Consider the following 20,881-nt stretch of genomic DNA (forward strand, 5'->3'; position numbering starts at 1 on the left):
TTATTCGACGACAGATTATTTAAATAACTGTGTTAAAACTCGGGATTGTTCCGTTGAGCTCGTCTCTTGTTCTGTCACATTTGATTCTTGAATTAAATAATGCGGCCTCTTTTTCGTTTCGTAGTAAATACGACCAATATATTCACCAATTACACCTAGACTCAATAGCTGAATTCCTCCGAGGAAAAGGACAGCTGAAATTAAGGTGAAATAACCCGGTACCATGACGCCAGTTCTGACGATTTGAATAAATGTGGCCCCAATGTAAAACAAAGATAGAAATAAGATCAGTATGCCCGTGTAAAAACAAATACGTAGCGGGCGGTTGTTAAAGGAGACCACTCCATCAATACCATAGTTAAATAATTTCTTTAGTGACCATTTTGTATCACCATGCTGTCTTTCAACATTTTCATAATAAATGACTTTTTCTTCAAATCCAATCCAACTAAAAAGCCCTTTCGAAAAGCGGTTTCCTTCTTTCAATTGCAACAAAGCATCAATTGCTTTGCGTGATATTAAGCGGAAGTCTCCAACGCCATCACGCAGATCGACTTCCACGACCTTGTTCATGATTTTATAGTACATGGATGAAAGATAAGAACGAATCTTACTGTCACCTTTTCGATTTCGCTGGGCAATGACTTGATCGTACCCTTCTTCATAGCCTCTCACAAATTCTTGGATCAAATATGTAGGATGTTGTAAATCGGCATCCATGATGATAGCAGCTTCTCCCTTTGCATGTTCAAGGCCTGCCAAAATAGCAGCTTCCTTCCCAAAGTTTCGTGAAAAGGCCAGATATTTCACCTTTGCACTTTTGTGAGATAGCTCTCTCATATATTGAAGGGTGTTGTCTTTGCTTCCATCATTCACAAAGATGATTTCAAAATCATAATGAAAATCATGAAACTCTTCTACTAGTGCCTCATAGATTCGCCTAATGTTCTCACCTTCATTGTAAGAAGGAATTATAACAGAGAGCAATTCCCGTTTCATATCGCACCTTCTCTTCACTTTATTCATAGAGCCTAATATGTTCATTATTCCTTATTTACCAGAAAACGAAACACTTTTTATTATCCATAAATTTCTTGACTCTTCAATCGTTCCATTATATCAGAGTTTTATTTCCAAAGATTTTACCGTAGATGAATTTAATGTAATTTTAAGTTTATCCAATGTAAAAAGCCTGTAATTCTTATCACAGACTGGGTCATGTTTCATAAAGTGCTCTTCATGATGGATAGGCATTCTTAGTGCAGAAGTCCTTTGTTCTGCTGTTGTAAATGCTCATGTGCCTTTGAGCGTTTATTTTGAAATAAATGCAGCTGTGCACCGTAGCTTTCAATCCATTCGTAAACGATGCGTTCCGTTGTTTCCTGCCCTTTATACTTGCGACCGGCTTTTGCATAAGTCGTTTCAAAATCACTCCATAGTAGCTCTACCCATGTACGTGCTTCTTCATATGTGAGCATATTGTTTTTATTCATTAGTTGTTCGGTTAATCGTTCAAAGTATTGTTCCATGGTGGTTCCTCCTTTGTCTAGCAGAAAGTTCCTTATTAAAAAAACCTCTTTTTTCATATACTACCCTTACGTCTTCAAAAGACGCAAATGATTTGTATTGTTTTGGGGGGATCGATATGCGTAATAAAGTAAAGGGGTTTCCAAATCAAGTGAATCACAAGTTTGAAGGCGAACCAGGCGCCACAGATGCTTTTGCTTCTAAAAGGCCAAATGGTGAGACAAATACACGTCCACAAGAACGTATGAGGGCATCAGGGAAACGTTAATTTTTTTCCAAAGGGAGTGCTTGAGATATGAGTTCAAATGGGAAATCGTATATGGCAGACTTCGTTCAATTAAGAACAACCGCTTACCCTCAACCATGGGCAAATGCAAAGCATTCTGCCTCTCAGGTCAATGGAGAAACGCAGCAAACGCAGCACGACATCGTACTTCAGAACAACGTCCGTAAACAGCGTTCGAAGTAAAGAAAGGGACTGATCTTTGGATCAGTCCTTTTGTGTAAGCATTGAAATCGGCAAAGCATCTTCCTTCTCAGGAGCTGACAGCCTATATCCCCACGCAAATACCCCATTCAAATATTGAACATAAAATTCCTCATCTGTATCTTTGATGTGGTAGGTTTGATTCGTTTGGATTGTAGCTGGATCAATTAAATACGCTTTGGCCATATCAATTTTCCGTTCTAATACTGCATATTCATTCACAATCCCTAGCTGTTCAGCCTTCCTAGCTTTTTCAGAAAGTACCGCAATCTCTTGCTTTAGTTCGTATTCCGTCATCTCACTATAGCGTTTGTCCATGTGTTATTCCCCTTTGTTTAAAACATGATCAATTGTATCTAGATCGAAGCCTTTTCGATATAAAAATTGCTTTACCTTCATCTTTTTTTCAAAAGACCCATCATATCCTACCTTGCGTTTTGCCTTTTCCAACATATAATGAAGGGCTTCTTCTTCTTTTTCCTCTTCTTGTCCATCATATGCTTCTTGAAGCGCTTTATCAATGACCTCAAACGAAAAGCCTTTTCTTTGCAATTGTAGCTTGATGCGTTGTTCGATCTCTTTTGCAGAACGATTCTTCTCTTTTTTCACAAGCTTGTGAACTTGTTTGACGGCTTCCTCAAGCTGCAAATCATTTGGGTATTGTGCGAGAGCTTGTTCGATCGTGTCATCATCGATCCCTTTTCGCTTTAATTCATTTTTTAAAACAGATGGTCCTTTGCTATTCGTTTTTCGGTGTGTACTCACGTATGCTTCTGCAAATTCCAGATCATTTACGTACTTGTAATGCTTTAATTTGTGTATAATTTCACTGATAGCAGGTGCGGGTATTTCCTTTTTTGCTAAGTAATCCGTCACTTCTTTGACTGATCTCATGCGATAGGATAAATAATCAACTGCCTGCTGGAATCCTTTTTTTACGGCATCACCAAATTGAATCTCAATGATGTCTGATTCATCTAATTCTTTGCCCTTCTTCAAGTCGTATTGGACTAAGACATCTAGATCAACACTAAAGGCATATTTCTCATCAAGAAAGATGTTCACGCGTTCTGTATTGTTTTTTTGTGCAGAAATTTTCGTAATAAAAGGCATCCTGTCATCACTCCTTTTCCAAAACAGTCAGGATGTTTCTTCTCGTTCAAAATCGTGAAAGATATAAGTATGTATTGAGAGGAGAGATGTCAATTGAATATCGCCATTACCGGAGGAACCGGATTTATCGGACAGCACGTCACAAAAGTGCTTGAAGCTGAAGGACATCATCTATATATTCTAACAAGAAAACCGAAGAAATCCGAACAAAATCATTTACATTACGTACAATGGCTCACTGAAGGGGCTACACCCGAACATGAACTACCTGCGATTGATGCATGGGTTAACCTAGCCGGTCAATCTATTTTTACACGCTGGACGCAGCAGGCTAAACGGGACATCCTTTCAAGTCGAATCGAAGCGACAAAAGAAGTGAGACGTATCATAGAAGCGCAGGATACCAAACCATCTGTGCACATTCAAGCGAGTGCTGTTGGCATTTACGGAACTTCAGATGTGAAAGATTTCACTGAAGACGCATCTCCAGCAGAAACAGATTTCCTCAGTTATACATCAAAGCGTTGGGAAGAAGAAGGACAAAAAATCGAGGCACTTGGCATCCGGACAGTGTATACAAGGTTCGGGGTCGTATTAGGAGAAAAAGGGACTCTCCCTCTCATGACTCTCCCATATAAGCTGTTTGCAGGCGGGACAATTGGTTCTGGTTCACAATGGGTATCATGGGTTCATGTCGAGGATGTGGCGCAGCTAATTGCTTTTGCGATGAAACATGACCACATCACCGGTCCACTCAACGTGACGTCCCCTCACCCTGTTCAAATGCGGCAGCTTGGGCAAACCATTGCGAAAGCACTTGGGCGCCCCCATTGGCTAAAGGTCCCGTCCTTTGTCATCAAAACAGCACTTGGTGAGATGTCATTGCTTGTATTAGAAGGACAGCGTGCTTTGCCGAAAAAGGCGTTGCTATCATCGTATCCTTTTTTATACCCTGAGCTAAAAGAAGCCATTTTACAAAGAAAGGAATAAAAACCACACAAAACACCCATGCTAATAGAAATGATGTGAAGGGACTGTTTTGAATGAAAAAGAAAGAACAACAACCAACTTCTAAGCTGAAGAAAACACAGGAAGTTCTTTATCAGCAAGAATTCAAAAGAGCGGAAAGAGCAGCAGCACAAACAAAAAGTAAATAACACGGATATTCTCCTCGAACAAGCACATAACTAACATGATCTTGTAAAGGAGGAGATGGCTTTGAAAAAAGACCAAAACAAAAAATCCGCTCAACACATGGCATTACAAGAGACGGATGGCGAATTTGTTGAATTTTCCAAAGAACTTGCAGATCCAAATGACGTAAAAGCCATGGCACGTATGAAAGAAGCCGATCAACGGGCCAAAAACAAACATTAAAAAAGAAGCAGATCCTCTGACGGGTCTGCTTTTTTCCTTTTACTGTAGCTCTTTTAGTAAGGTTGACACCTTTTGACGTGACTTTTCCATTGGCACTTCTTTAGGGTAGCCGATATGCAGAATGGCTGCAAAACGCTCGTTTTCCTTTAATCCCATTTCCTGTTGAAATTCTTGATCATACAGAATGCGCCCACTCTTCCACACCATGCCAATCCCTTGATCCCAAGCAAGAAGCTGGAAGTTTTGAATCAAAGCACTCACTGCGGCAAAATCATCATTCCTCACCACTGGGTTCTCATCTTCCTTCAAGATGACAAATAAAAGAGCTGGTACTTTTGAAAAGTATTCTCTGTATTGATTGATTTTTTCTTCTTTTGCCTCAGGGTTGTGTCGTAGAAAGTACGCAATGAACCTTTCGATAAAAATGGCTTTTGCTTCATCCGTTGTCGCATAAAGGAAGCGCCATGGCTCAGTTAGTTTATGATTAGGTGCATAAACGGCATCTTCTAATAATGGCTCAAGCTGCTCTACTGTGACAGCCTTCTCTTTGAATTGACGAATCGATCTTCTATATCTCACAGCGTCTCGAACAGTCAACGCCTCTACTTGTTTATTCATGTATGTCATCCTTTCAATCAACTTTAATTGAAATTGATTCTCAATCATATTATAAACATCATTTCACTTTGGTGCAAATAGAGAATCTCCCCCCTTTTGTTAAATAGTTGTTTGACTTTTTCAACTAATGTTACAATCATATTACGTTTTAAACATTTTTTGATAAAAAAACCAAGATGATGTAAGGTTTTCAGGTATTTCCTTTTACATGATCAGCTATTTTTTCAAAGGCTTTCGCCCATGATTGGAAGGGAGGCTCCTTAATGCAATGAATATGAATATTGGACAAATCATTAAGCTCTATCGTTATAAACAAAGTATGACACAAGCCGAATTGGCTGAAGGGATTTGTTCTGTCTCTCATTTAAGTAAAATTGAAAATGGCTCTAAAGAGGCGAATCAAGATACGATCAATCTACTGCTTGAAAAACTAGGCATCAGTCAAGAGACGCTCTCCCAAAAAGCGCGTCATTTACTGTCATTACTTGATGAGTTTCAAATGAATATGTACTTTTATGCACTGGAACAGGCGAAACAAAATGCAGAAATGATCATTCATCACGAGGAACAGTTCTTTTCACTAGATTTAGGGATTCAATATCATTTGTCCTTATTTCAATTTTATTTATTAACTGAAAAACAGCCACTCGCCTTAAAAACACACCGAGTGCTTAAAAAATTTGAAAAAACCTTTATTGAAACAGAAAAAGAAATATTTGAATATCTAGATGGGATCCATCAAATCAAGAATGGACAGATAGAGGATGGGCTGAAAAAGCTCGAAAGCTGTTTTTCTTACGCTTCTGTGGAACAGAGTGACCTCTTTTATCACTATGCAAAAGCGCTTGGCACGATAGGACGTCTTGGTGATGCATTGGAGGCAACACATCAAGCGATGGACTTATATAGACAAAAAAACAACTTCAAGCGGATCTTACACTGTACGCTCATTCACGGTGTAATATCACTAGAATTAAAAGCGTTCCAAACAGCTAAAAAATATTTAAAAGAAGTGATTTTGCACACATCGCTTCAACCTGATGCCTATATCAAAATGAGTGCCTATTTTTATTACGGAGTCCTATTAAAGCGTGAAGAAGATTATTCATCAGCTGTGCCTTATTTACTAGATTCACTCAATTACTTTAATCAAGAACAGCTAGAAGATCGATATTGTGAAACACTATATGAAATTGCAACATTGTATGCTGAATATGACCCAAAAAAAGCACTTCCCTACATACACGAGCTGTTAAAACAGCCACGTATTCAGCCGAATTGTTTGTATATGATCAAAATTTATAAATTGATGATTGAGGAGAATCCTCATGATTTGAAAACGTACTTGATCGAGGCAGCGATTCCTTACTTTGAACATAATCAATTACACAGTGAATATCTTTTCGCTCTTAGAACCTTGCTATCGTATTCGGCTTCTCAGCTTGATCGAACCGAGTTCACCTTCTATACCGAAAAGCTGCTCCACCTGTTATCATCATATGTGCCATATTACAAAAAAGCATGACCTTCTTCCGATCGAAGGTCATGCTTTTTCTATTCATTAGATGGTCTTTTGCTGATCTCTTTCAGGACAGGTGACTTGTTCGACAGATTGAATATATCGCTTTTTCGCAAAAAAATCATATGCATGCTGCCCGAAGCCAAGCCAAATGCTCATCATGAGAAATGGGACCGCTCCCCATAAAGCAGGGATGTTGCAAGCAATCCGAAACCAAGTATAGATCCCTGAGTTTTTTTGATTTTTGGCTAACGTAATCGACACGATTCGTTTTTCAGCTTTTTCTTCACTGATTTTATTCAGCCTTAGTAGCTGAGAATTTCTAAATGACTCAAAGTGAATTCGGTTCTTCCAATCAAGTGTTTTCAACAAATCAATCGTCTTTGCACATGCAGGGCTCTGTCCGTCGTAAAATACAAGCAACCTAAGTGATTTGATGGAACGCTGTTCTCTTTTTTTTGATTCAGCGAGCTTCTTTTTTTCTTGATCGAGATAAATGATTTTTTTCATAGAGTGATCGCCAGTCCTTTTCAGTCATTTGTTTTAGTTCGTTCAAAGGAGATTACAACTAGATTACTATAGTTGCTGGGCCTCTTGTATTGGGAAAAAGCAAACCGACGTGCGTTATATGAGCCTTTAGATTAGGGCGAAATTGATGATTTCACGGCTTATATGAGGTTTTTCAACTAAAACTGGTTGGGAAAATCGTGGTGCCTTGCGGTTTTCTGCGGATTTCGATAGATTTCTGCGGTATTTCTGCATCTTTATGCGGTGTTTTGTAGGTAAAACGCAAAAACAAGATATAAAAAGACTACTTCCCATTGCGGTGAAGTAGTCCTTTGGTTTATATTTTTTCCAAAACTTCTACAATTTCTTTCTCGATGTCTTTCCATAAGTAACGATCAGTCGTATAGTGATGTGCGGCTTCTTTCGCAAATGCCTCAAACGCTGCTTCGAAGTTAGTAGAACCTTTGTCCGGTTTTTTCTCGTCTACAAAGCGCTGGGCTTCTTTTGAGCGTGGTCCCCATTTCCCTACCTCGTTCCCATCCTGATCGATGAAGACGATAATCGGGATCGATCTTGCGGTTCCGTTCGTTAAATACTGATCCATCAGATCTAGATTTTCGTCCCGAATGAAATAACGCACATCAATTAGGGCTTCGTTGGCAATTCGCATAAAAATCGGCACATTCACCATGGCATCTCCGCACCAATCAGCGGTGATGACGAGTGCTCTTAGCTTTTTCTTTTGCAGACGTTGGAGCGTCTCTTTTTCTTTTTGGTGAATGGCATACTGGTTGTAAACCGTTAGTAAGTTTTCACGGTTTTTCCCCATATTGTGTACATATGTACGTTCAGCTAGTCCCTTTGTAAACCATTCATTTAATGTCATACTATCATCCCCCTTACCCCTCAACTTTACCACTTTCTCTATTCTTTTGTCACCTAATGAAAGGCCGCGTTTCTTGAGGGAGTCATTGCGATAAAAATCGATACTTCCCATTATTTTTGGTCGGGAGAGCTGGTTTTTTAATGCTATACTCTGTGATTCATCCCTTTTGACATGCAAAAGCTTGATGATGCTTTCAATTACAAGTGAAAATCAGTAATATAAAGAGAAGAGCCGCTTAAAGGAAGTGAACAAGCGTGGAATATAATATTCATGATACCACCGTACTGAATGAGGAAATTCTATCGCCAGAGGAGAAAAAGACTTGGGTGCTTTATATGAAAGTCCTCACAGCAGCAGGGCTAGGAGATGTGTCAGAATGGATGAAGCTTGATATGAGTATGCCTCAGATGAAGGTGCTCATGCTGCTTAACAATCATGGCTCTCTCAAAGTATCCGAAATTGCTGAAAAAATGGGGGCTTCTTTGTCTAACATGACAGGTCTGCTAGATCGTTTAGAGCAGGCGAACTTTGTTGAACGAAAGCATTCTGAACGCGATCGGCGAATCATTGTCGTAGAACTAACAGAAGAAGCCAAAAATATCTTTAGAAGTATTTATCAAAAAGGACACGAAAAAATCAAAAACACCCTTCAACGCCTTAATGATGAGGAAAAGAAAAAAGTAAATGAAGGGCTAGAAATCTTAGAAAAAGCACTTCGTCCTGAACGCGGGTGAGCTCCAAAAGAAAAAAGACGGTCACTTGAGATCCGTCTTTTTGATTTCTTCTTCGACTTGTTGATTTGTAGCAGTAAACAACGTTCGCCGAATGACTTCTCTGTCATCCCATAACAAATAGCCTAAACCGATGATAAGGAAAAAGATGCTGATCCACGTACCGCCAGGCAGCAAATCTTCAAGCCTCTGAAATGTATACATATCGACTTCAACATTCATTCTAAAATAATGAATCTCGAACAGAACATATTTTGCGATATAAAATAATGCGGCCATACATATGAACATGGCACCGACAATTTTCCTTCCAATCATGTGTTCACCCCCCTCTTTTTATTTCCAAATAGTCTTACATACCCACAGACCGCTTCATCGCCCTGCGCTCTCTTACCATTCGAGAGGGACGCAATTTTCGCAAAGAAAGAGTGTAGGCGAACCAACTCTTTGATTTAAAAAAGAATTGAACGTAGTAAAACTGAAGATGCTGTAAAAGGACGACAACAAAAAGAACAACTGGAAATATAAGGAAATATAAATCCACCCCTCCTCTCACGATTTCAGTGATAAAGAAAATCACACCACTGATCATCATTAGCTGTTCTATCCTTTGGGCGATTTGCACAAATGTCTGTCCTAATTGAGATAGATCCCCAATTTGACGATTTCTTACTTTTCTAGACTTATAAAACCAAATAACACTTTCTAATAGATTATGTAAAATATATAACGTGATCATAATAGAAAAGGATGATGACACAACGACTGTTTGGATGATGAGTGGAATCACCATAAAATAAAGCGCTGTAAATGCGTGTTTCCAAGATAAGAGAAAGAGTTCTTTTTCAACATGATTTTGCATGGATTTCACCTCAATCTATACTACGTCTTATTTCCCAAAAGGTTCCCTAACCATGTACTTCCATCTGCATGCCGTTTATTTTAGCAAACTCTTCCTTTCCTTTCCATCACATTTTTAAAAATAGTATTCTTTGATCGTGTACAATAGAAGGGAAATAGATGAAACTGGAGTGGCTTACATGATCATAACGATGATTCTTTTTTTATTAGCTGGGTTAGCTGAAATTGGTGGCGGATATCTTGTTTGGCTTTGGCTACGTGAAGCCAAGCCAGTCAGCTATGGCATCGTAGGCAGCCTCATCTTAGTTGCGTATGGTGTGCTTCCCACCTTCCAGCAATTCCCGACATTTGGACGGGTGTATGCGGCCTATGGCGGTGTTTTTGTGATTCTTGCTGTGTTTTGGGGCTGGTGGGTTGATCGTAGAGCACCTGATTTATATGACTGGATTGGTGCTATCATTTGTTTGATTGGCGTCAGTGTGATGTTGTTCGCGCCTCGGAGTTCATAACTTCAATGCCTATACATAAAAAGTGCTGCCATTTGCGGCAGCACTTGCAATGTCATGTGGTTTAACGAGCACTAGCTGTTTGTAATTCTTTGTTTTTCTCTTTAAAACGCTCATTGTGTGATGAGACGTAAGCCACTTTTTCGGCTTCTGGTTCGATGTAGAGCTTTGCGCTATTAAGGGCATTCACTCCGTCAACAAATGTCCCAGCAATTAAACGAACTTTGCTCTTATGTGTACATAAGTCGCCTACTGCATATACGCCTGGTATATTCGTTTCCATTTTTTCATTGACTTCAATCAATCCCCATTCGCCTTGCTTTAGTCCCCATTCTGCTAGAACACTTAAATCACCTTTCATTCCATGATTCACGATGACAGCATCTGTTTCAATCCGTTCCATTTCACCTGTCTCTAAATGCTGAACCGTGACCGCCGCAATTTTATCTCCCTCGCCGTGAAGCTCTGTCAGTTCATGTGGTGTTAGGATGCGTGCACAAGATGCTTTCATGTTGGCTACGTTTTTCTCATGTCCGCCAAATGCGTCACGGCGATGCACGACGGTGACACTTTCTGCAATCGGGGCTAGCGCATTTGCCCAATCAACAGCTGAATCGCCGCCACCAGATATGACGACACGTTTTCCTGAAAATGTCTTCAGCTCCTGCACTGTATAATAAAGGTTCGTCACCTCATAACGGTTTGCATCTTCAATTTCAAGTTTTCGTTGCACAGGGATGCCGTGTCCCATCGCTAATATGAGGGTCTTGGTCAAATGGCGGTCACCATTTTCAGCGGTCAGTAAGATATGCCCATTCTCGACACGATCAAATTGCGTAATCTTTTGATTTAGCGCAATCTCTGGTTTAAATGTCTTTGCCTGCGCCTCGAGCTGTTCAATCAGCTTTTCCCCTCTTGTTGGCGGGAGACCGCCTACATCCCAAATGACTTTTTCCGGATAGAGAAGAATCTTTCCGCCGAGTGTTTCGTTGTACTCAAGCACCTTCGTCTTTAAATCTCGCATCCCACTATAAAAGGCGGTGTACATGCCTGCTGGACCGCCGCCGATAATGGTGACGTCAAACAATTCAAGCTGATCTGTCATTTGAGTCCCTCCATTTTTCTTTGTTACTCTATGTAAAGGTGATATTGATTCTCATTATCATATATGTATATTGTAGTCTACTCTTGTGATAAGAATCAATAGCATGATCAAAAAAAGAACAGGACGAGCGCTTACTCGTCCTGTCACCCTTACACTATGGTTAACCCAAGGTCCTTTAATTCCAGAGAAACCAGTCTTGCGATTGCATCTGCCCCTTCTTTTGTAAAATGAGTACGATCCTCAATTCCTGTTGATATCATAAAGAAAGACGTCGTTTTCTCTATGCCAGAAATCTGATAAAACTGAAGACTTGCGGTATTTAAATCAACGAGAAGAACCTCTTCTTCATCAGCTAATTCTTTCATAGCAGCGCAGTATTCAGGGAAATCATTGATATATTCCCCGTCTTTTTCATGAAAACGGCCGACAGGTGTTAACAAAAGCGGGGTGGCCCCTTTCGCTCTTGCCCCATGAATATATTGAGACAGATACTTTTTGTACGTCGTAAAAGGCTCTGTATGCCGCTCAGGCTTCTCCTTGGAAGCATCATTATGTCCCATTTGTGTGAAAAGCCAATCCCCTGGCTGAATCACAGCCAATATGTCGTCAAGTCGTCCTTCTTCGATGAATGTCTTTGAGCTTCTCCCACCGATCGCCCGGTTCTCGACCTTCACATTCTTCGCCGTATAACGATGTAAAAACTCCCCCCATCCTCCTTGAACAGGACGATCTGGGTAAGATGAAACAGTTGAATCACCAGCTAAATAGATGGTTGTCATGTTCATACCCCCTTTGCTCATTTCGCCACATCTTCATAAGCGATGCAGTCATCTGAGTGGCTACTGAAAAGATGAAACGATCTGCACCACTCCTTCAATCATTCTCTTTTTCATGATGAAAACCCTGCTTACTAGGAGTTGAGGTCTTGTTTAAATATGCGGCGGAAGTTCTATTTTTTTCTCAGCTGCGGTCTTTAGTGCCTGAAGCATGTAGCCAATACCTTGATATGGAGCCAGTGGATAATTTGCTCTTTGATGAGGAAGTAATAATGGATCTATCACTTTACGATATTTCTTTCCCCCTAGAATGACCAACTCATCATAGGCGGAGAGATTTTTTTCATGAAATTGACATCTCAATTCCTCTTGTGTCATCTGCTCAGCATGCGGTGTACCAAATGCGACATCATAATGTTCATGGATGATATCATCTGCCTTTAAAAACCCGTGCTTTGCTGATAAAATCAGCCAGTCTGAAAAGAATGTTTGTGCATAGATTTTCGTACGCTGATGTAGCGGGCTTAAGTAGACAAGATCTGCTGGCTGGCTTCCTGCCTCTGGGTTCACGTCCCATATTTTCTTCGCGCCACATGGAATGATACAAACTCGTTTCAACTAGTATTCTCCTTCCTTCTTCGATACATCTGATATCCGATACAACCTAGCGCTGTGCCAAGTGTATTGAGAATAATGTCATCAATATCGCTGCTTCTTGTAATGATACCAGATTGCGAGAAAACCCATTGAAGCACTTCGATCAAAACAGAAAACAGAAATCCAGCAAGTACCGCTTTTTGCCAGCGCATTGTTCGAAAGGTGTGGTAAAGAAAAAAGCCGAGTGGTATAAATAATAGAATATTTCCTGCCAAATTTAAAAAAACGAGATTCGGATAGCCATGATGATAGGCGTGGAGGTTTTGATAGATTGAGTGAAATGGCATGAGATTGACACTGACCTGATCCCTCGCTGCGGAAAAACGATTCGGGAATACCGTCAAATATAACAGCAGGTTTGTATAAAAAAATAAACAAGCAAGACTCATTTCCGTACGTAAATAGACGAATCGATTGTGCTTTTTTGCCTGTCTGTATCTCATATAAATAAATAGCGGGACGAGCAGAAGGAAGTAAGCACTTGAAACCATTGCGCTTGATGTCATGCGATAAGCTGCCCCTTTCTTACGAGATGCTTGACCATATTACAGCTTATTCAAGCCTGTTTGCATCTATTCGTCTCGTCTTTTCACGCACTCATGAAAGATTGACAAATCGTCATTTTTGCACTAAAATGACTGACATTCATTCATTTTAGGACGGTGATGGTATGTCAAAGCGAGAAAAGATCATGCTTGCTGCAATTGATGCGTTTAAAGAAAAAGGAATTGAAAAAACAACCATCTCAGATATTGTGAAATCAGCAGGAGTCGCCCAAGGGACATTTTATTTATATTTCCCGTCGAAGCTGTCTGTCATGCCTGCCATCGCCGAACATCTCATCTCACAGATGGTTCCGGCAATAGAGAAAGAATTAACCCAACATGCCGATGTACTCGACCAAGCAGATGCGCTCGTTGAATTTATTTTCTCGTTTACGAGACAATACCGCGATGTGCTCGCCCTTACCTATTCAGGTTTAGCCGCAACCGAGCATTTAAAAGAATGGGAAGACATTTATGAACCCCTTTATAAATGGGTGGCGGACTTTTTAGAAAAAGCACAACAGGAAGAGAGGGTTCGAGCCAATTTAAACTGTCATTACGCCGCAAAATTCATCATTGGTTTACTCGAATCTTCAGCTGAACAAATGTACTTATTTACAGAAACAGATACAGAAGAAGTCCTTATCCAAAAGCAAGAGGTGAAACAATTTCTCCTTTACGCACTTGGCATAGAGACAACGTAGAAAAGTACAGCGTATGCTGTACGCTCTTTTTTGGTTTCAAAATGACGAATCGTCAGTTTTAGGAGGAAAGGATATGAAAAAAAGTTGGATGTATGTCGCACTCACATGTTTGTTCGAGTTGCTTTGGGTGTTTGGTTTAAATAAAGCGGAGGCCGTGTGGGAATGGGCGATCATCATTTGTCTCATCCCGATCGACTTTTATTTCTTAATGAAAGCTTGCGAGAAGCTGCCGACAGGAACGGTTTATGCCGTGTTTGCCGGAGTCGGCACGATTGGGACGTCCATTATGGATTACACACTGTTCGGTGGAACCTTTTCATTAGGCAAACTATTATTCATGGGGATATTGATCATAGGCATTATTGGACTAAAAGTATCTGATAGAGATACACACGATCAGAAGGGAGAAGCGATATAAGATGGGCTGGTTTTTTGTGATATTGGCTTCTGCCTGTGAAATTGGTGGGACCATCGGTTTAAATATGTTTAGTAAGAAAAAACAATGGGCATCTGGGCTATTATTTGTCGGTGGCTTCGCCTTATCCTTTCTATTTTTATATGCATCTTTCACTTCTGTTCAAGTATCCGTCGCTTATACAGTGTGGATTGGACTGGGAACAGCTGGCTCCGTCCTTTTCAATATGATTCTATTTAAAGAACCGAAAAACGTGATTCGAATGATGAGTTTGCTGCTGATTGTGATTGGAGTGGTCGGGCTGAAGTTGTATGCTTGATGTCACAATAAAGGCAGGAGAACCTCATCCTGCCTTCCACTTTAATGAAGCACCGGCTGTTCATTCATCAAATCAATGGCGTACAGTGATTGCTCATGCTCATCCAAAAGAACGTAAATTTTGAGCGGTGCAACTGCTTGAACCGTCTGTTGTGTGAATAACACACAAGTGAATTTTTCGATCCCTTCTGGCAGCTTACTTTTAAGAAAGGGGTGAAGAATGGGGGAGATTCGAAGGGTATCAACATCTTGTAACCAATGCTCATCTTGTAACGCAGGATAATGGTCAACGATAAACTGACGAAACACTTCCAATGTACTCAAGGTGAATATCCTCACTTTCTTCTATTCATGACGTCAAACTTCCCTTGCAACAATCGTTTTGAATTCATCATAAGACCTTTTCGTACCATACTTGAGACACGTACTCCCTCATTTAGAATGACCAATTGTAGATCCACTGTACTGTCTTGAATGCACTATATGTATGACGTTTGCTATTTCTTCTATTGACTCAACCACGAATCCAAACGATGGACCTATGATTAAATTCGTATCTTTCTCATTCGTGATAAAATGACAATTCCCTTCTACAAAATTCCATTTTTCTTCAAATAATGAGGTTTTCCCATAAAAAAGAACAGTTCTCACTGTTCTTTTCAACGTTGCATAGTGATTTTCTAGTTTACACGCGCCATATTTCAAAGGTCTTCCAATGGGAACATTTCGCCTGTTGCTGCATCGACCGCATCATGACCATCCAATTTTCCGCACAGCACGTACTGTTCTTGCGAGAAGTCATATACATAGATTGGCGTGAGCTTTAGATTTTCTTTCATTTGATGAAAGGCTTGTTCTTTGGAGACGGTGATGTTTTTTGGTTTCTGAAACTCATTGAACATTTGTTTCTTGTCGATATAATTGAGCACTTCAAATGTATTGGCATCAATGAACACCAACATTTTATCTTGACTTCCGCTATCCTCATCAGTTGTTTTCAAGATCGCGTGTATATAACCATGCTCGCGGTAAAGTGTGTCGAGTAGCCATTTTCTTGTATCCTGCGGGTATTCCTTTTGCAAAAAGATGCGTACTGCCTTTACACACTCGTATTTCTCTTTTTCCGATATCGGAATGGTATCTGGTGATGGCTCCAACGAAAAGGCTTGTTCGGCTGACACTTCTTCATGCATATCCAATTCTTTTCTGACAAAGGACTCGTTGATCGGTTCATTCCATTCAATGATTTGATTGACCTTGAGACGCCCTTTATCTCTTCCTCCATACGGAATGGTTTCTTTCCCATCATTTTTAATATAGATCTCTTCTACCGCATAAATAGATCGCATCTTTTGTTGTTCAAAAGAAGGCCATTCAAAACGCTTCACTTGTTGCTTTGCGATATGCTCAACCATCTCAATGGAAAGTGTATATTCTTCATGTTTGAACTTTTGTTTCGCTAAAAATGGACCATGTTGCACAAAGTATATGAGCTGTCCATCTTGATTCCATTTCACTTCAATCGTTCCAGAAGGCGTCACGGAATAGCCGTCTATTCCTTCACCGAAAAGAAGTTCCCCTTCTTCTTTTTTATGTAGTTGAAAATGATCCCCATACGTTAATGCTGTGACTTGTTCCACCCATGGAATGATGTCATTTGGATTTTGACTGTTAAACGTGACACCATTCCTCGCATATGTCTTCCCCATGACAAATATAGCAGACTCAAATTGACCCGTATTCAAGTTCACCTCAATCACTGCTGTTCCTTCTGGATTCGTATCATCGTCACAAGGTTCCGTTTGGTGTGGTGGAAACCATTCCATATTAAATCGATAGACCGTTTCATTGAACATATTGATGGAACGGTAAAAACCTTTCCTTTTTAAATGGTATTGCGCCAAGCCAAATGTTTTTCTTGTCCGATCAATCAGCTCTTGTATCTTTGTATTCATTGTTTCACCTCGAGAGTTTTTAGTTGTTCTGTACACAAACAGATCTTTCTAAAAAAATGGTTAAAACAGATACATGTAACTAACGATACTCGTTACTAATAAAATCAATAGACTCATGACAAATCCAACCATATACGATTCCGTCGTATATCCTTTTAAATCTAATGTGTTCGTAGCGTTGTCAATTTTTTTAAAGCGAAGCAGCAAACTAATATTTAAAAAAATTAACATAATGACAACGATGATCAATAGAAAAAACGCATCTTCGGGTAAGAATTGATTATTTAAGTGCTGAAAGGTATATGATTGAAAAAACAACAGTGCACTTAATACCAGTCTCCATAAATGCTCTGTTCTTTGTTCCTTTAGCCACTCGTCTCCCAATTTACCTTTTTCATAGATGGCCACCTCTTCGAAAATAGGAAATAGAGATTTTGTGGACCCTTTTTTAAGTAAACCGATCATACTTTGAATGAAAATGACAATGCCTAAACCTAAGAAAAAATGTGATAATTGAATGGATAGAAGATAGATCAATCCATAAAAAAGAATAGCCGCGATGACGGTAAGTAAATTTGACACAGCCACTTGCTTTAATCGCATCTTTCTTAACGCTGTTCGTTCCATAAAATCCCCTCACTTTAGAATGCTCTGACGAAACGTTATATCTTTATTACGAGTTGAAGCGCAAAATGTTTCAAGATTTTCCCTATCGTGTTTTGAGGAGTGTAAATAAAAAGAAGGATTAAACACCCACCAGCTCGATGAATATCTAATCCTTCAATCCTTACATTGTTCGTTTGTAGGTTTGTTGAACCAATAATTCCTCAATCAATTTTTGTTGTGAAGGTCCTTCTTCATTCTTCAACATCATATGTAGTCGTTTCACTTGGGCTATACTCAACATAAAACGAAGGCGATAACGCCCGTCTCACAACAGCCGTCATATGCTCCCCTTCTTGATTGAATTTCCTCTCCATCTCTTTCCCACCTGGTCGCAAGTCTCCTGTCTCTTCATCAAACCAACGACCATACTGTATGCACCAATTCCAGATGTCTGAGAAGAGTGTATCACTGACAGGTACATCCTCTCTTTCTAAATGACATTGACAATGTCCGCATTGAAAAGGTTCACCACCATAAGTTCCTTCTATTTTCACATGAGGTTGTTCCTCAAACTCACGACAGCACACCCATTTTTTGAATTGTCGACCAAACGCTGTCAGTTTAATGGCGTAATGACGCATGGAAGTTCGTTTGCCCTTCATATCAAAAACACCTTGATCAATCAATTGCTTTAGTCGATGGGCCTCTTATGAACGTATAAAGTTTTTATGTTTCATATTTTTTCAGTCTTATATTTGATAACTACTTGTAAATAAATTCATGATATCGCAGAGATCAAAGCTAGATTTTTGCAATCCTCGTTGCATATCTTCCTCATTATTTCCTGTAACGTTAAGTGAAAATCATTTTGATAAGATCAATCTTTTTAACTCTTTTGTCATTTGTGGTGATGTAAGATAAATCGAATCATCGATAAGATACATAAACGTACTCTTCTCATTGTCCTTTCCTAACCATAAATGTATTCCATGTACAGGCAGTCCCCCTTCTTCTGACTCGTATTCTACCATTACATCATAATCAGGTTTAGGCATCTTAACCTCTCCTGGTTGTTTGACAGCAGTCGTAATCGCCTTTTCAAAAACATCTAATGATTCCTCTTCTTTAATCGATAAAATAATCTCTTCATTTATTTCTCCTGTTCCATTCGACTCTGAAATTTTAATTTCTGATATATTTTCATCTAAAAGAACCATCGTTTCTCCTTGTTGTAATTGGCAACCTATTAAAGCGATTGCCATAATTAAAATGATTAATATCGAAAATATAATCTTCAAGCTATTTCCTCTCCTTTACCATCCAAGCGAGCAGAATTGCCCACTTAATAAGACGGTTTATCTATTCTATCAGTGTCGGTATCAATTACATAATCAACCTCAATGTCTTCAATCAAAGTGCCTTATATTCTGACGAATCCGGTTTGTAATTAAAGATTTTCACTTTTATCTCTTTATCGGTTTATTTTTCTAAATTTCTCCTACTTCAGTATAAAATTATGATTGGATTTTAGACTACTGCTTTTGAAGTGCTCCGAACCCATCTAACCTTTTTCTTAATTGAATGATCGTATCAAATTCTTCGTTCTGAAGCGACATACAAATTAAAAAAGAAAAAGGATGGGATCCTGTTCCCACCCTCTTTTTTCTTCTTTTTTCCCTGCCTTCCCTTGTCCACACGTTCTTCAAAGGCATATTAGAACAATATATTTTAATTTACACTTTCAACACAAGCTTCACGATCACTTCCACATGCGTAGTTTATAAACGCCTAAGATGATAGCATCATTTAAAAACATTTAATAGCACGTAAAAACCTTGATTTATCAAGGTTTTTACGGAAACCGAAACATTTATTAACATCTAGCAGAACTATAAAACACCTGCCAATCAGCGTGGACATTACCCCTACTAAAAAGGGATGGCTTAAAGCCATCCCTTTCATGTCATTATTCTTCACATGTCATTTTGCCGAACTTGTCTCTTTCGTAGTCGAAATATCAAAAATTTACAGTATAAACAGAGAATAATAGTCTGTAACAATAAGAATTTATTCAGCAAACACTACCTTCTCTATATTGTTTATTATAATCAAAGAAATATGTATTACAGAGAAACCATCTTTGAAAATCTATTTTTATTCTTATTGTTTCTTATTGATTTTAAAAATTCAACTTTTGAATCCATATCATTTAGACCATTAAATTTTTTCTCAATTTCTTCAAAATCCAAGTATTCATCTGCATTGTAATTATATATATAATCATCACAATCTTTTTTCGCATACTGTTTAGTGTGAGTTTGTGTCCATGCATGAACACAACTTCCATCCCAAAAAACATTTTCTCTTATCAGACGACTTGGATTCCCTCCATAAACATTATTTGAAAAGTAATCTTTACCGGCAACAACACTGGCAGCCCCTATTATTGAACCGGAATGAATTTTGGCACCTTTCAATATTAACGCGCTCTGCCCAATCCATACATGGTCACCTAAAAATATTGATTTACTATAATTAATTCTCTCATGCGAATCACAATCATATATTAAATGTGGATCTGCATTTCTCATTGTAATTCCGTATGAAAACATACAGTTGTCACCAATAAATACACTTTTTTCTTCAGACATAATTACTGTAAGAATTCCATTAAAATAAGTATTTTCTCCAACAAAGAAAAACTGATTATTATAAATTGTAAGATTGAGGTATATCTTATGTCTATTTTTACAAATATAGCAAACTGAGCCTGAGCCATTCAAAAGTATAGTAGAGTTTTCAATATTAACTCCATCCTCAATGATTACAACATTATTCTTTCCATTAAACTTTATTCTTGATTTATTGAATACCACATTATTGCCTGATGATATTATAGTATTGCCATTTCCTGCTTTATTAAAATCAGCTACATTAGTAATTTCTAACATTGTATCCCTCTTTTATAATTTTTTTACCTTTTTATAAACTCTTTCACAGTTATTAGTATCATTGAATGCAGAGAAGAATTCTTCTTTATCAAACTGGCAGTATACAACAGGTTTTCTCATATTAGAAAAATCAAGTGATGAAGAAGAATAGTCTGTAACAATAAGATTTGATTCAGCAAATACTTCTCTGGTAAGGTTTATTTTCTTCAAAGACAATAATATTTGAATTTTTCTTAAAGTATTTGTTCCCACTTCTGAGGTTAGGATGTGCCATATAACAGATTTTATATTCATTTTTTTCGGCAGCTACAAGTAATTTTTCATTATTCAGAAGACCATTGAAGAACTGGAAGTATTCACTTGTATTGAATGTATCAATTACTATATTTGTTACTTTATTACTTACAGCAAGGCTCTTTCTCAAAGTAGTTGAATGGTACACCATTTGGGGTGGGCGTTCAAGCATTACATTTTATTTCCCCTAAATTATCTAATACAATATATGGTTTTTTTGTATGATTTTTTCTACACACACTTTGATTATATCATTATGTAGTAATTTGTTCCAACTGTTTTTATCAGCGTGTCCTATTACCATATAAATATTATTATATTGCTTTTCTGTAGGCCTTATCAATCTGACTACTTCTGTCTTTGTTCCCCATTTTTCTGTAGGGCTAAGTATTGCTAAGAGTCTCATTCTGCTATTCCCTCCAT

Annotated in this window: 32 protein-coding genes; 11 read left to right on the top strand and 21 right to left on the bottom strand. The window is 38.6% G+C overall.

All coding sequences use genetic code 11. The features are described 5' to 3' along the window. Positions 1 to 15 precede the first annotated feature (15 nt). Both AB1K80_RS09985 and AB1K80_RS09990 read right to left on the bottom strand, forming a co-directional pair. A complete protein-coding gene (locus AB1K80_RS09985) occupies positions 16 to 999 on the bottom strand; it encodes a glycosyltransferase family 2 protein (RefSeq protein WP_412856467.1) in 984 nt (327 codons plus the stop codon). 257 nt (positions 1,000 to 1,256) lie between these two features. Continuing rightward, the gene (locus tag AB1K80_RS09990) at positions 1,257 to 1,529 is read right to left on the bottom strand and encodes a YfhJ family protein (protein WP_412856468.1); all 273 of its coding nucleotides are present in this window, start codon (positions 1,527 to 1,529) and stop codon (positions 1,257 to 1,259) included. A 116-nt stretch (positions 1,530 to 1,645) separates the two neighbouring features. On the opposite strand from AB1K80_RS09990, the gene AB1K80_RS09995 reads away from it, so the two are divergent. Next, the gene (locus tag AB1K80_RS09995; protein ID WP_412856469.1) at positions 1,646 to 1,795 is read left to right on the top strand and encodes a small, acid-soluble spore protein K; all 150 of its coding nucleotides are present in this window, start codon (positions 1,646 to 1,648) and stop codon (positions 1,793 to 1,795) included. A 27-nt stretch (positions 1,796 to 1,822) separates the two neighbouring features. Continuing rightward, entirely contained in the window at positions 1,823 to 1,996 is a 174-nt protein-coding gene (locus AB1K80_RS10000) for a YpzG family protein (protein ID WP_008360604.1), read from the top strand. Between the two features lie 21 nt (positions 1,997 to 2,017). Here the strand turns inward: AB1K80_RS10000 and AB1K80_RS10005 are convergent, their stop codons facing one another. Continuing rightward, positions 2,018 to 2,332, bottom strand: a complete 315-nt coding sequence (locus AB1K80_RS10005) for a YfhH family protein (RefSeq protein ID WP_412856470.1) — start codon at positions 2,330 to 2,332, stop codon at positions 2,018 to 2,020. Positions 2,333 to 2,335: 3 nt separating this feature from the next. Beyond that, on the bottom strand, positions 2,336 to 3,127 hold the full coding sequence (gene recX / locus AB1K80_RS10010) for a recombination regulator RecX (protein WP_412856471.1): 792 nt from the start codon (positions 3,125 to 3,127) through the stop codon (positions 2,336 to 2,338). A gap of 93 nt (positions 3,128 to 3,220) precedes the next feature. Here recX and AB1K80_RS10015 point away from each other — a divergent pair, with 93 nt between their 5' ends. The 3 genes from AB1K80_RS10015 (at position 3,221) to AB1K80_RS10025 (ending at position 4,504) form a co-directional block, all read left to right on the top strand. Continuing rightward, positions 3,221 to 4,117, top strand: coding sequence for a TIGR01777 family oxidoreductase (locus tag AB1K80_RS10015; RefSeq protein WP_412856472.1), 897 nt, complete (start codon positions 3,221 to 3,223; stop codon positions 4,115 to 4,117). A 53-nt stretch (positions 4,118 to 4,170) separates the two neighbouring features. After that, positions 4,171 to 4,284 carry a YfhE family protein gene (locus AB1K80_RS10020; protein ID WP_412856473.1) on the top strand — a complete coding sequence of 38 codons (114 nt, stop codon included), beginning with the start codon at positions 4,171 to 4,173 and terminating at the stop codon, positions 4,282 to 4,284. 61 nt (positions 4,285 to 4,345) lie between these two features. Beyond that, complete coding sequence (locus AB1K80_RS10025) at positions 4,346 to 4,504, top strand: YfhD family protein (protein WP_412856474.1); 159 nt, start codon at positions 4,346 to 4,348, stop codon at positions 4,502 to 4,504. Positions 4,505 to 4,543: 39 nt separating this feature from the next. Here the strand turns inward: AB1K80_RS10025 and AB1K80_RS10030 are convergent, their stop codons facing one another. Then, on the bottom strand, positions 4,544 to 5,122 hold the full coding sequence (locus AB1K80_RS10030) for a nitroreductase (RefSeq protein ID WP_412856475.1): 579 nt from the start codon (positions 5,120 to 5,122) through the stop codon (positions 4,544 to 4,546). 268 nt (positions 5,123 to 5,390) lie between these two features. Here AB1K80_RS10030 and AB1K80_RS10035 point away from each other — a divergent pair, with 268 nt between their 5' ends. Further along, positions 5,391 to 6,647 carry a helix-turn-helix domain-containing protein gene (locus AB1K80_RS10035; protein ID WP_412856476.1) on the top strand — a complete coding sequence of 419 codons (1,257 nt, stop codon included), beginning with the start codon at positions 5,391 to 5,393 and terminating at the stop codon, positions 6,645 to 6,647. A gap of 36 nt (positions 6,648 to 6,683) precedes the next feature. Here the strand turns inward: AB1K80_RS10035 and AB1K80_RS10040 are convergent, their stop codons facing one another. Both AB1K80_RS10040 and AB1K80_RS10045 read right to left on the bottom strand, forming a co-directional pair. After that, the gene (locus AB1K80_RS10040; RefSeq protein WP_412856477.1) at positions 6,684 to 7,151 is read right to left on the bottom strand and encodes a thiol-disulfide oxidoreductase DCC family protein; all 468 of its coding nucleotides are present in this window, start codon (positions 7,149 to 7,151) and stop codon (positions 6,684 to 6,686) included. Positions 7,152 to 7,485: 334 nt separating this feature from the next. Next, a complete protein-coding gene (locus AB1K80_RS10045) occupies positions 7,486 to 8,034 on the bottom strand; it encodes a thioredoxin family protein (protein WP_412856478.1) in 549 nt (182 codons plus the stop codon). A 254-nt stretch (positions 8,035 to 8,288) separates the two neighbouring features. Between AB1K80_RS10045 and AB1K80_RS10050 the strand changes: the two genes are divergently transcribed. Beyond that, entirely contained in the window at positions 8,289 to 8,768 is a 480-nt protein-coding gene (locus tag AB1K80_RS10050) for a MarR family transcriptional regulator (protein ID WP_412856479.1), read from the top strand. Between the two features lie 21 nt (positions 8,769 to 8,789). On the opposite strand, the gene AB1K80_RS10055 is transcribed toward AB1K80_RS10050, so the two are convergent. Together AB1K80_RS10055 and AB1K80_RS10060 are read right to left on the bottom strand one after the other, a co-directional pair. After that, complete coding sequence (locus AB1K80_RS10055) at positions 8,790 to 9,083, bottom strand: hypothetical protein (RefSeq protein WP_412856480.1); 294 nt, start codon at positions 9,081 to 9,083, stop codon at positions 8,790 to 8,792. Between the two features lie 34 nt (positions 9,084 to 9,117). Further along, complete coding sequence (locus tag AB1K80_RS10060) at positions 9,118 to 9,627, bottom strand: hypothetical protein (protein WP_412856481.1); 510 nt, start codon at positions 9,625 to 9,627, stop codon at positions 9,118 to 9,120. A 178-nt stretch (positions 9,628 to 9,805) separates the two neighbouring features. Between AB1K80_RS10060 and AB1K80_RS10065 the strand changes: the two genes are divergently transcribed. Continuing rightward, entirely contained in the window at positions 9,806 to 10,135 is a 330-nt protein-coding gene (locus tag AB1K80_RS10065) for a YnfA family protein (protein ID WP_412856482.1), read from the top strand. A 61-nt stretch (positions 10,136 to 10,196) separates the two neighbouring features. Here AB1K80_RS10065 and AB1K80_RS10070 read toward each other — a convergent pair whose 3' ends face one another. From AB1K80_RS10070 to AB1K80_RS10085, 4 genes are all read right to left on the bottom strand, one after another. After that, a complete protein-coding gene (locus AB1K80_RS10070) occupies positions 10,197 to 11,237 on the bottom strand; it encodes an NAD(P)/FAD-dependent oxidoreductase (protein WP_412856483.1) in 1,041 nt (346 codons plus the stop codon). Between the two features lie 149 nt (positions 11,238 to 11,386). After that, positions 11,387 to 12,016, bottom strand: a complete 630-nt coding sequence (locus tag AB1K80_RS10075; RefSeq protein ID WP_412856484.1) for a rhamnogalacturonan acetylesterase — start codon at positions 12,014 to 12,016, stop codon at positions 11,387 to 11,389. 150 nt (positions 12,017 to 12,166) lie between these two features. Further along, positions 12,167 to 12,631, bottom strand: coding sequence for a DUF6884 domain-containing protein (locus tag AB1K80_RS10080; RefSeq protein ID WP_412856485.1), 465 nt, complete (start codon positions 12,629 to 12,631; stop codon positions 12,167 to 12,169). Further along, positions 12,628 to 13,176 (bottom strand): VanZ family protein, encoded by a 549-nt coding sequence (locus tag AB1K80_RS10085; RefSeq protein ID WP_412856486.1) that lies wholly within the window; start codon positions 13,174 to 13,176, stop codon positions 12,628 to 12,630. Before AB1K80_RS10085 ends, AB1K80_RS10080 begins: the two co-directional genes overlap by 4 nt. Positions 13,177 to 13,340: 164 nt before the next feature. Between AB1K80_RS10085 and AB1K80_RS10090 the strand changes: the two genes are divergently transcribed. The 3 genes from AB1K80_RS10090 to AB1K80_RS10100 all read left to right on the top strand — a co-directional run bounded on the left by AB1K80_RS10090 (position 13,341) and on the right by AB1K80_RS10100 (position 14,653). Beyond that, entirely contained in the window at positions 13,341 to 13,919 is a 579-nt protein-coding gene (locus tag AB1K80_RS10090) for a TetR family transcriptional regulator (protein ID WP_412856487.1), read from the top strand. A gap of 73 nt (positions 13,920 to 13,992) precedes the next feature. Continuing rightward, a complete protein-coding gene (locus tag AB1K80_RS10095) occupies positions 13,993 to 14,337 on the top strand; it encodes a DMT family transporter (protein WP_412856488.1) in 345 nt (114 codons plus the stop codon). A gap of 1 nt (position 14,338) precedes the next feature. Continuing rightward, positions 14,339 to 14,653 (top strand): DMT family transporter, encoded by a 315-nt coding sequence (locus tag AB1K80_RS10100; protein WP_412856489.1) that lies wholly within the window; start codon positions 14,339 to 14,341, stop codon positions 14,651 to 14,653. Between the two features lie 41 nt (positions 14,654 to 14,694). Here the strand turns inward: AB1K80_RS10100 and AB1K80_RS10105 are convergent, their stop codons facing one another. From AB1K80_RS10105 to AB1K80_RS10140, 8 genes are all read right to left on the bottom strand, one after another. Further along, a complete protein-coding gene (locus AB1K80_RS10105) occupies positions 14,695 to 14,976 on the bottom strand; it encodes a hypothetical protein (protein WP_412856490.1) in 282 nt (93 codons plus the stop codon). 377 nt (positions 14,977 to 15,353) lie between these two features. Beyond that, positions 15,354 to 16,607, bottom strand: a complete 1,254-nt coding sequence (locus AB1K80_RS10110) for a hypothetical protein (protein ID WP_412856491.1) — start codon at positions 16,605 to 16,607, stop codon at positions 15,354 to 15,356. 60 nt (positions 16,608 to 16,667) lie between these two features. Beyond that, entirely contained in the window at positions 16,668 to 17,234 is a 567-nt protein-coding gene (locus AB1K80_RS10115) for a hypothetical protein (RefSeq protein ID WP_412856492.1), read from the bottom strand. Positions 17,235 to 17,464: 230 nt separating this feature from the next. Then, complete coding sequence (locus AB1K80_RS10120) at positions 17,465 to 17,875, bottom strand: hypothetical protein (RefSeq protein WP_412856493.1); 411 nt, start codon at positions 17,873 to 17,875, stop codon at positions 17,465 to 17,467. A 201-nt stretch (positions 17,876 to 18,076) separates the two neighbouring features. Next, the gene (locus AB1K80_RS10125; RefSeq protein WP_412856494.1) at positions 18,077 to 18,511 is read right to left on the bottom strand and encodes a hypothetical protein; all 435 of its coding nucleotides are present in this window, start codon (positions 18,509 to 18,511) and stop codon (positions 18,077 to 18,079) included. Between the two features lie 825 nt (positions 18,512 to 19,336). Next, positions 19,337 to 20,164 (bottom strand): acyltransferase, encoded by an 828-nt coding sequence (locus AB1K80_RS10130; protein WP_412856495.1) that lies wholly within the window; start codon positions 20,162 to 20,164, stop codon positions 19,337 to 19,339. Positions 20,165 to 20,176: 12 nt separating this feature from the next. Next, positions 20,177 to 20,416, bottom strand: a complete 240-nt coding sequence (locus tag AB1K80_RS10135) for a CDP-glycerol glycerophosphotransferase family protein (RefSeq protein WP_412856535.1) — start codon at positions 20,414 to 20,416, stop codon at positions 20,177 to 20,179. Next, positions 20,337 to 20,630, bottom strand: coding sequence for a hypothetical protein (locus AB1K80_RS10140; protein ID WP_412856540.1), 294 nt, complete (start codon positions 20,628 to 20,630; stop codon positions 20,337 to 20,339). The genes AB1K80_RS10135 and AB1K80_RS10140 overlap by 80 nt, the downstream gene beginning before the upstream one ends. Positions 20,631 to 20,881: the final 251 nt, after the last annotated feature.

Source organism: Bacillus sp. 179-C3.3 HS, from assembly GCF_047229225.1.
Lineage (GTDB): Bacteria > Bacillota > Bacilli > Bacillales > Bacillaceae > Bacillus.

What these genes read in the sequence shown, in the direction of transcription:
- AB1K80_RS09985 (WP_412856467.1), bottom strand. Translation starts at nt 999, where the DNA reads ATGAAACGGGAATTGCTCTCTGTTATAATTCCTTCTTACAATGAAGGT.
- AB1K80_RS09990 (WP_412856468.1), bottom strand. Translation starts at nt 1,529, where the DNA reads ATGGAACAATACTTTGAACGATTAACCGAACAACTAATGAATAAAAAC.
- AB1K80_RS09995 (WP_412856469.1), top strand. Translation starts at nt 1,646, where the DNA reads ATGCGTAATAAAGTAAAGGGGTTTCCAAATCAAGTGAATCACAAGTTT.
- AB1K80_RS10000 (WP_008360604.1), top strand. Translation starts at nt 1,823, where the DNA reads ATGAGTTCAAATGGGAAATCGTATATGGCAGACTTCGTTCAATTAAGA.
- AB1K80_RS10005 (WP_412856470.1), bottom strand. Translation starts at nt 2,332, where the DNA reads ATGGACAAACGCTATAGTGAGATGACGGAATACGAACTAAAGCAAGAG.
- recX (WP_412856471.1), bottom strand. Translation starts at nt 3,127, where the DNA reads ATGCCTTTTATTACGAAAATTTCTGCACAAAAAAACAATACAGAACGC.
- AB1K80_RS10020 (WP_412856473.1), top strand. Translation starts at nt 4,171, where the DNA reads ATGAAAAAGAAAGAACAACAACCAACTTCTAAGCTGAAGAAAACACAG.
- AB1K80_RS10030 (WP_412856475.1), bottom strand. Translation starts at nt 5,122, where the DNA reads ATGAATAAACAAGTAGAGGCGTTGACTGTTCGAGACGCTGTGAGATAT.
- AB1K80_RS10035 (WP_412856476.1), top strand. Translation starts at nt 5,391, where the DNA reads ATGAATATGAATATTGGACAAATCATTAAGCTCTATCGTTATAAACAA.
- AB1K80_RS10040 (WP_412856477.1), bottom strand. Translation starts at nt 7,151, where the DNA reads ATGAAAAAAATCATTTATCTCGATCAAGAAAAAAAGAAGCTCGCTGAA.
- AB1K80_RS10045 (WP_412856478.1), bottom strand. Translation starts at nt 8,034, where the DNA reads ATGACATTAAATGAATGGTTTACAAAGGGACTAGCTGAACGTACATAT.
- AB1K80_RS10055 (WP_412856480.1), bottom strand. Translation starts at nt 9,083, where the DNA reads ATGATTGGAAGGAAAATTGTCGGTGCCATGTTCATATGTATGGCCGCA.
- AB1K80_RS10060 (WP_412856481.1), bottom strand. Translation starts at nt 9,627, where the DNA reads ATGCAAAATCATGTTGAAAAAGAACTCTTTCTCTTATCTTGGAAACAC.
- AB1K80_RS10065 (WP_412856482.1), top strand. Translation starts at nt 9,806, where the DNA reads ATGATCATAACGATGATTCTTTTTTTATTAGCTGGGTTAGCTGAAATT.
- AB1K80_RS10070 (WP_412856483.1), bottom strand. Translation starts at nt 11,237, where the DNA reads ATGACAGATCAGCTTGAATTGTTTGACGTCACCATTATCGGCGGCGGT.
- AB1K80_RS10075 (WP_412856484.1), bottom strand. Translation starts at nt 12,016, where the DNA reads ATGACAACCATCTATTTAGCTGGTGATTCAACTGTTTCATCTTACCCA.
- AB1K80_RS10085 (WP_412856486.1), bottom strand. Translation starts at nt 13,176, where the DNA reads ATGACATCAAGCGCAATGGTTTCAAGTGCTTACTTCCTTCTGCTCGTC.
- AB1K80_RS10090 (WP_412856487.1), top strand. Translation starts at nt 13,341, where the DNA reads ATGTCAAAGCGAGAAAAGATCATGCTTGCTGCAATTGATGCGTTTAAA.
- AB1K80_RS10095 (WP_412856488.1), top strand. Translation starts at nt 13,993, where the DNA reads ATGAAAAAAAGTTGGATGTATGTCGCACTCACATGTTTGTTCGAGTTG.
- AB1K80_RS10100 (WP_412856489.1), top strand. Translation starts at nt 14,339, where the DNA reads ATGGGCTGGTTTTTTGTGATATTGGCTTCTGCCTGTGAAATTGGTGGG.
- AB1K80_RS10110 (WP_412856491.1), bottom strand. Translation starts at nt 16,607, where the DNA reads ATGAATACAAAGATACAAGAGCTGATTGATCGGACAAGAAAAACATTT.
- AB1K80_RS10115 (WP_412856492.1), bottom strand. Translation starts at nt 17,234, where the DNA reads ATGGAACGAACAGCGTTAAGAAAGATGCGATTAAAGCAAGTGGCTGTG.
- AB1K80_RS10120 (WP_412856493.1), bottom strand. Translation starts at nt 17,875, where the DNA reads ATGAAGGGCAAACGAACTTCCATGCGTCATTACGCCATTAAACTGACA.
- AB1K80_RS10130 (WP_412856495.1), bottom strand. Translation starts at nt 20,164, where the DNA reads ATGTTAGAAATTACTAATGTAGCTGATTTTAATAAAGCAGGAAATGGC.
- AB1K80_RS10140 (WP_412856540.1), bottom strand. Translation starts at nt 20,630, where the DNA reads ATGCTTGAACGCCCACCCCAAATGGTGTACCATTCAACTACTTTGAGA.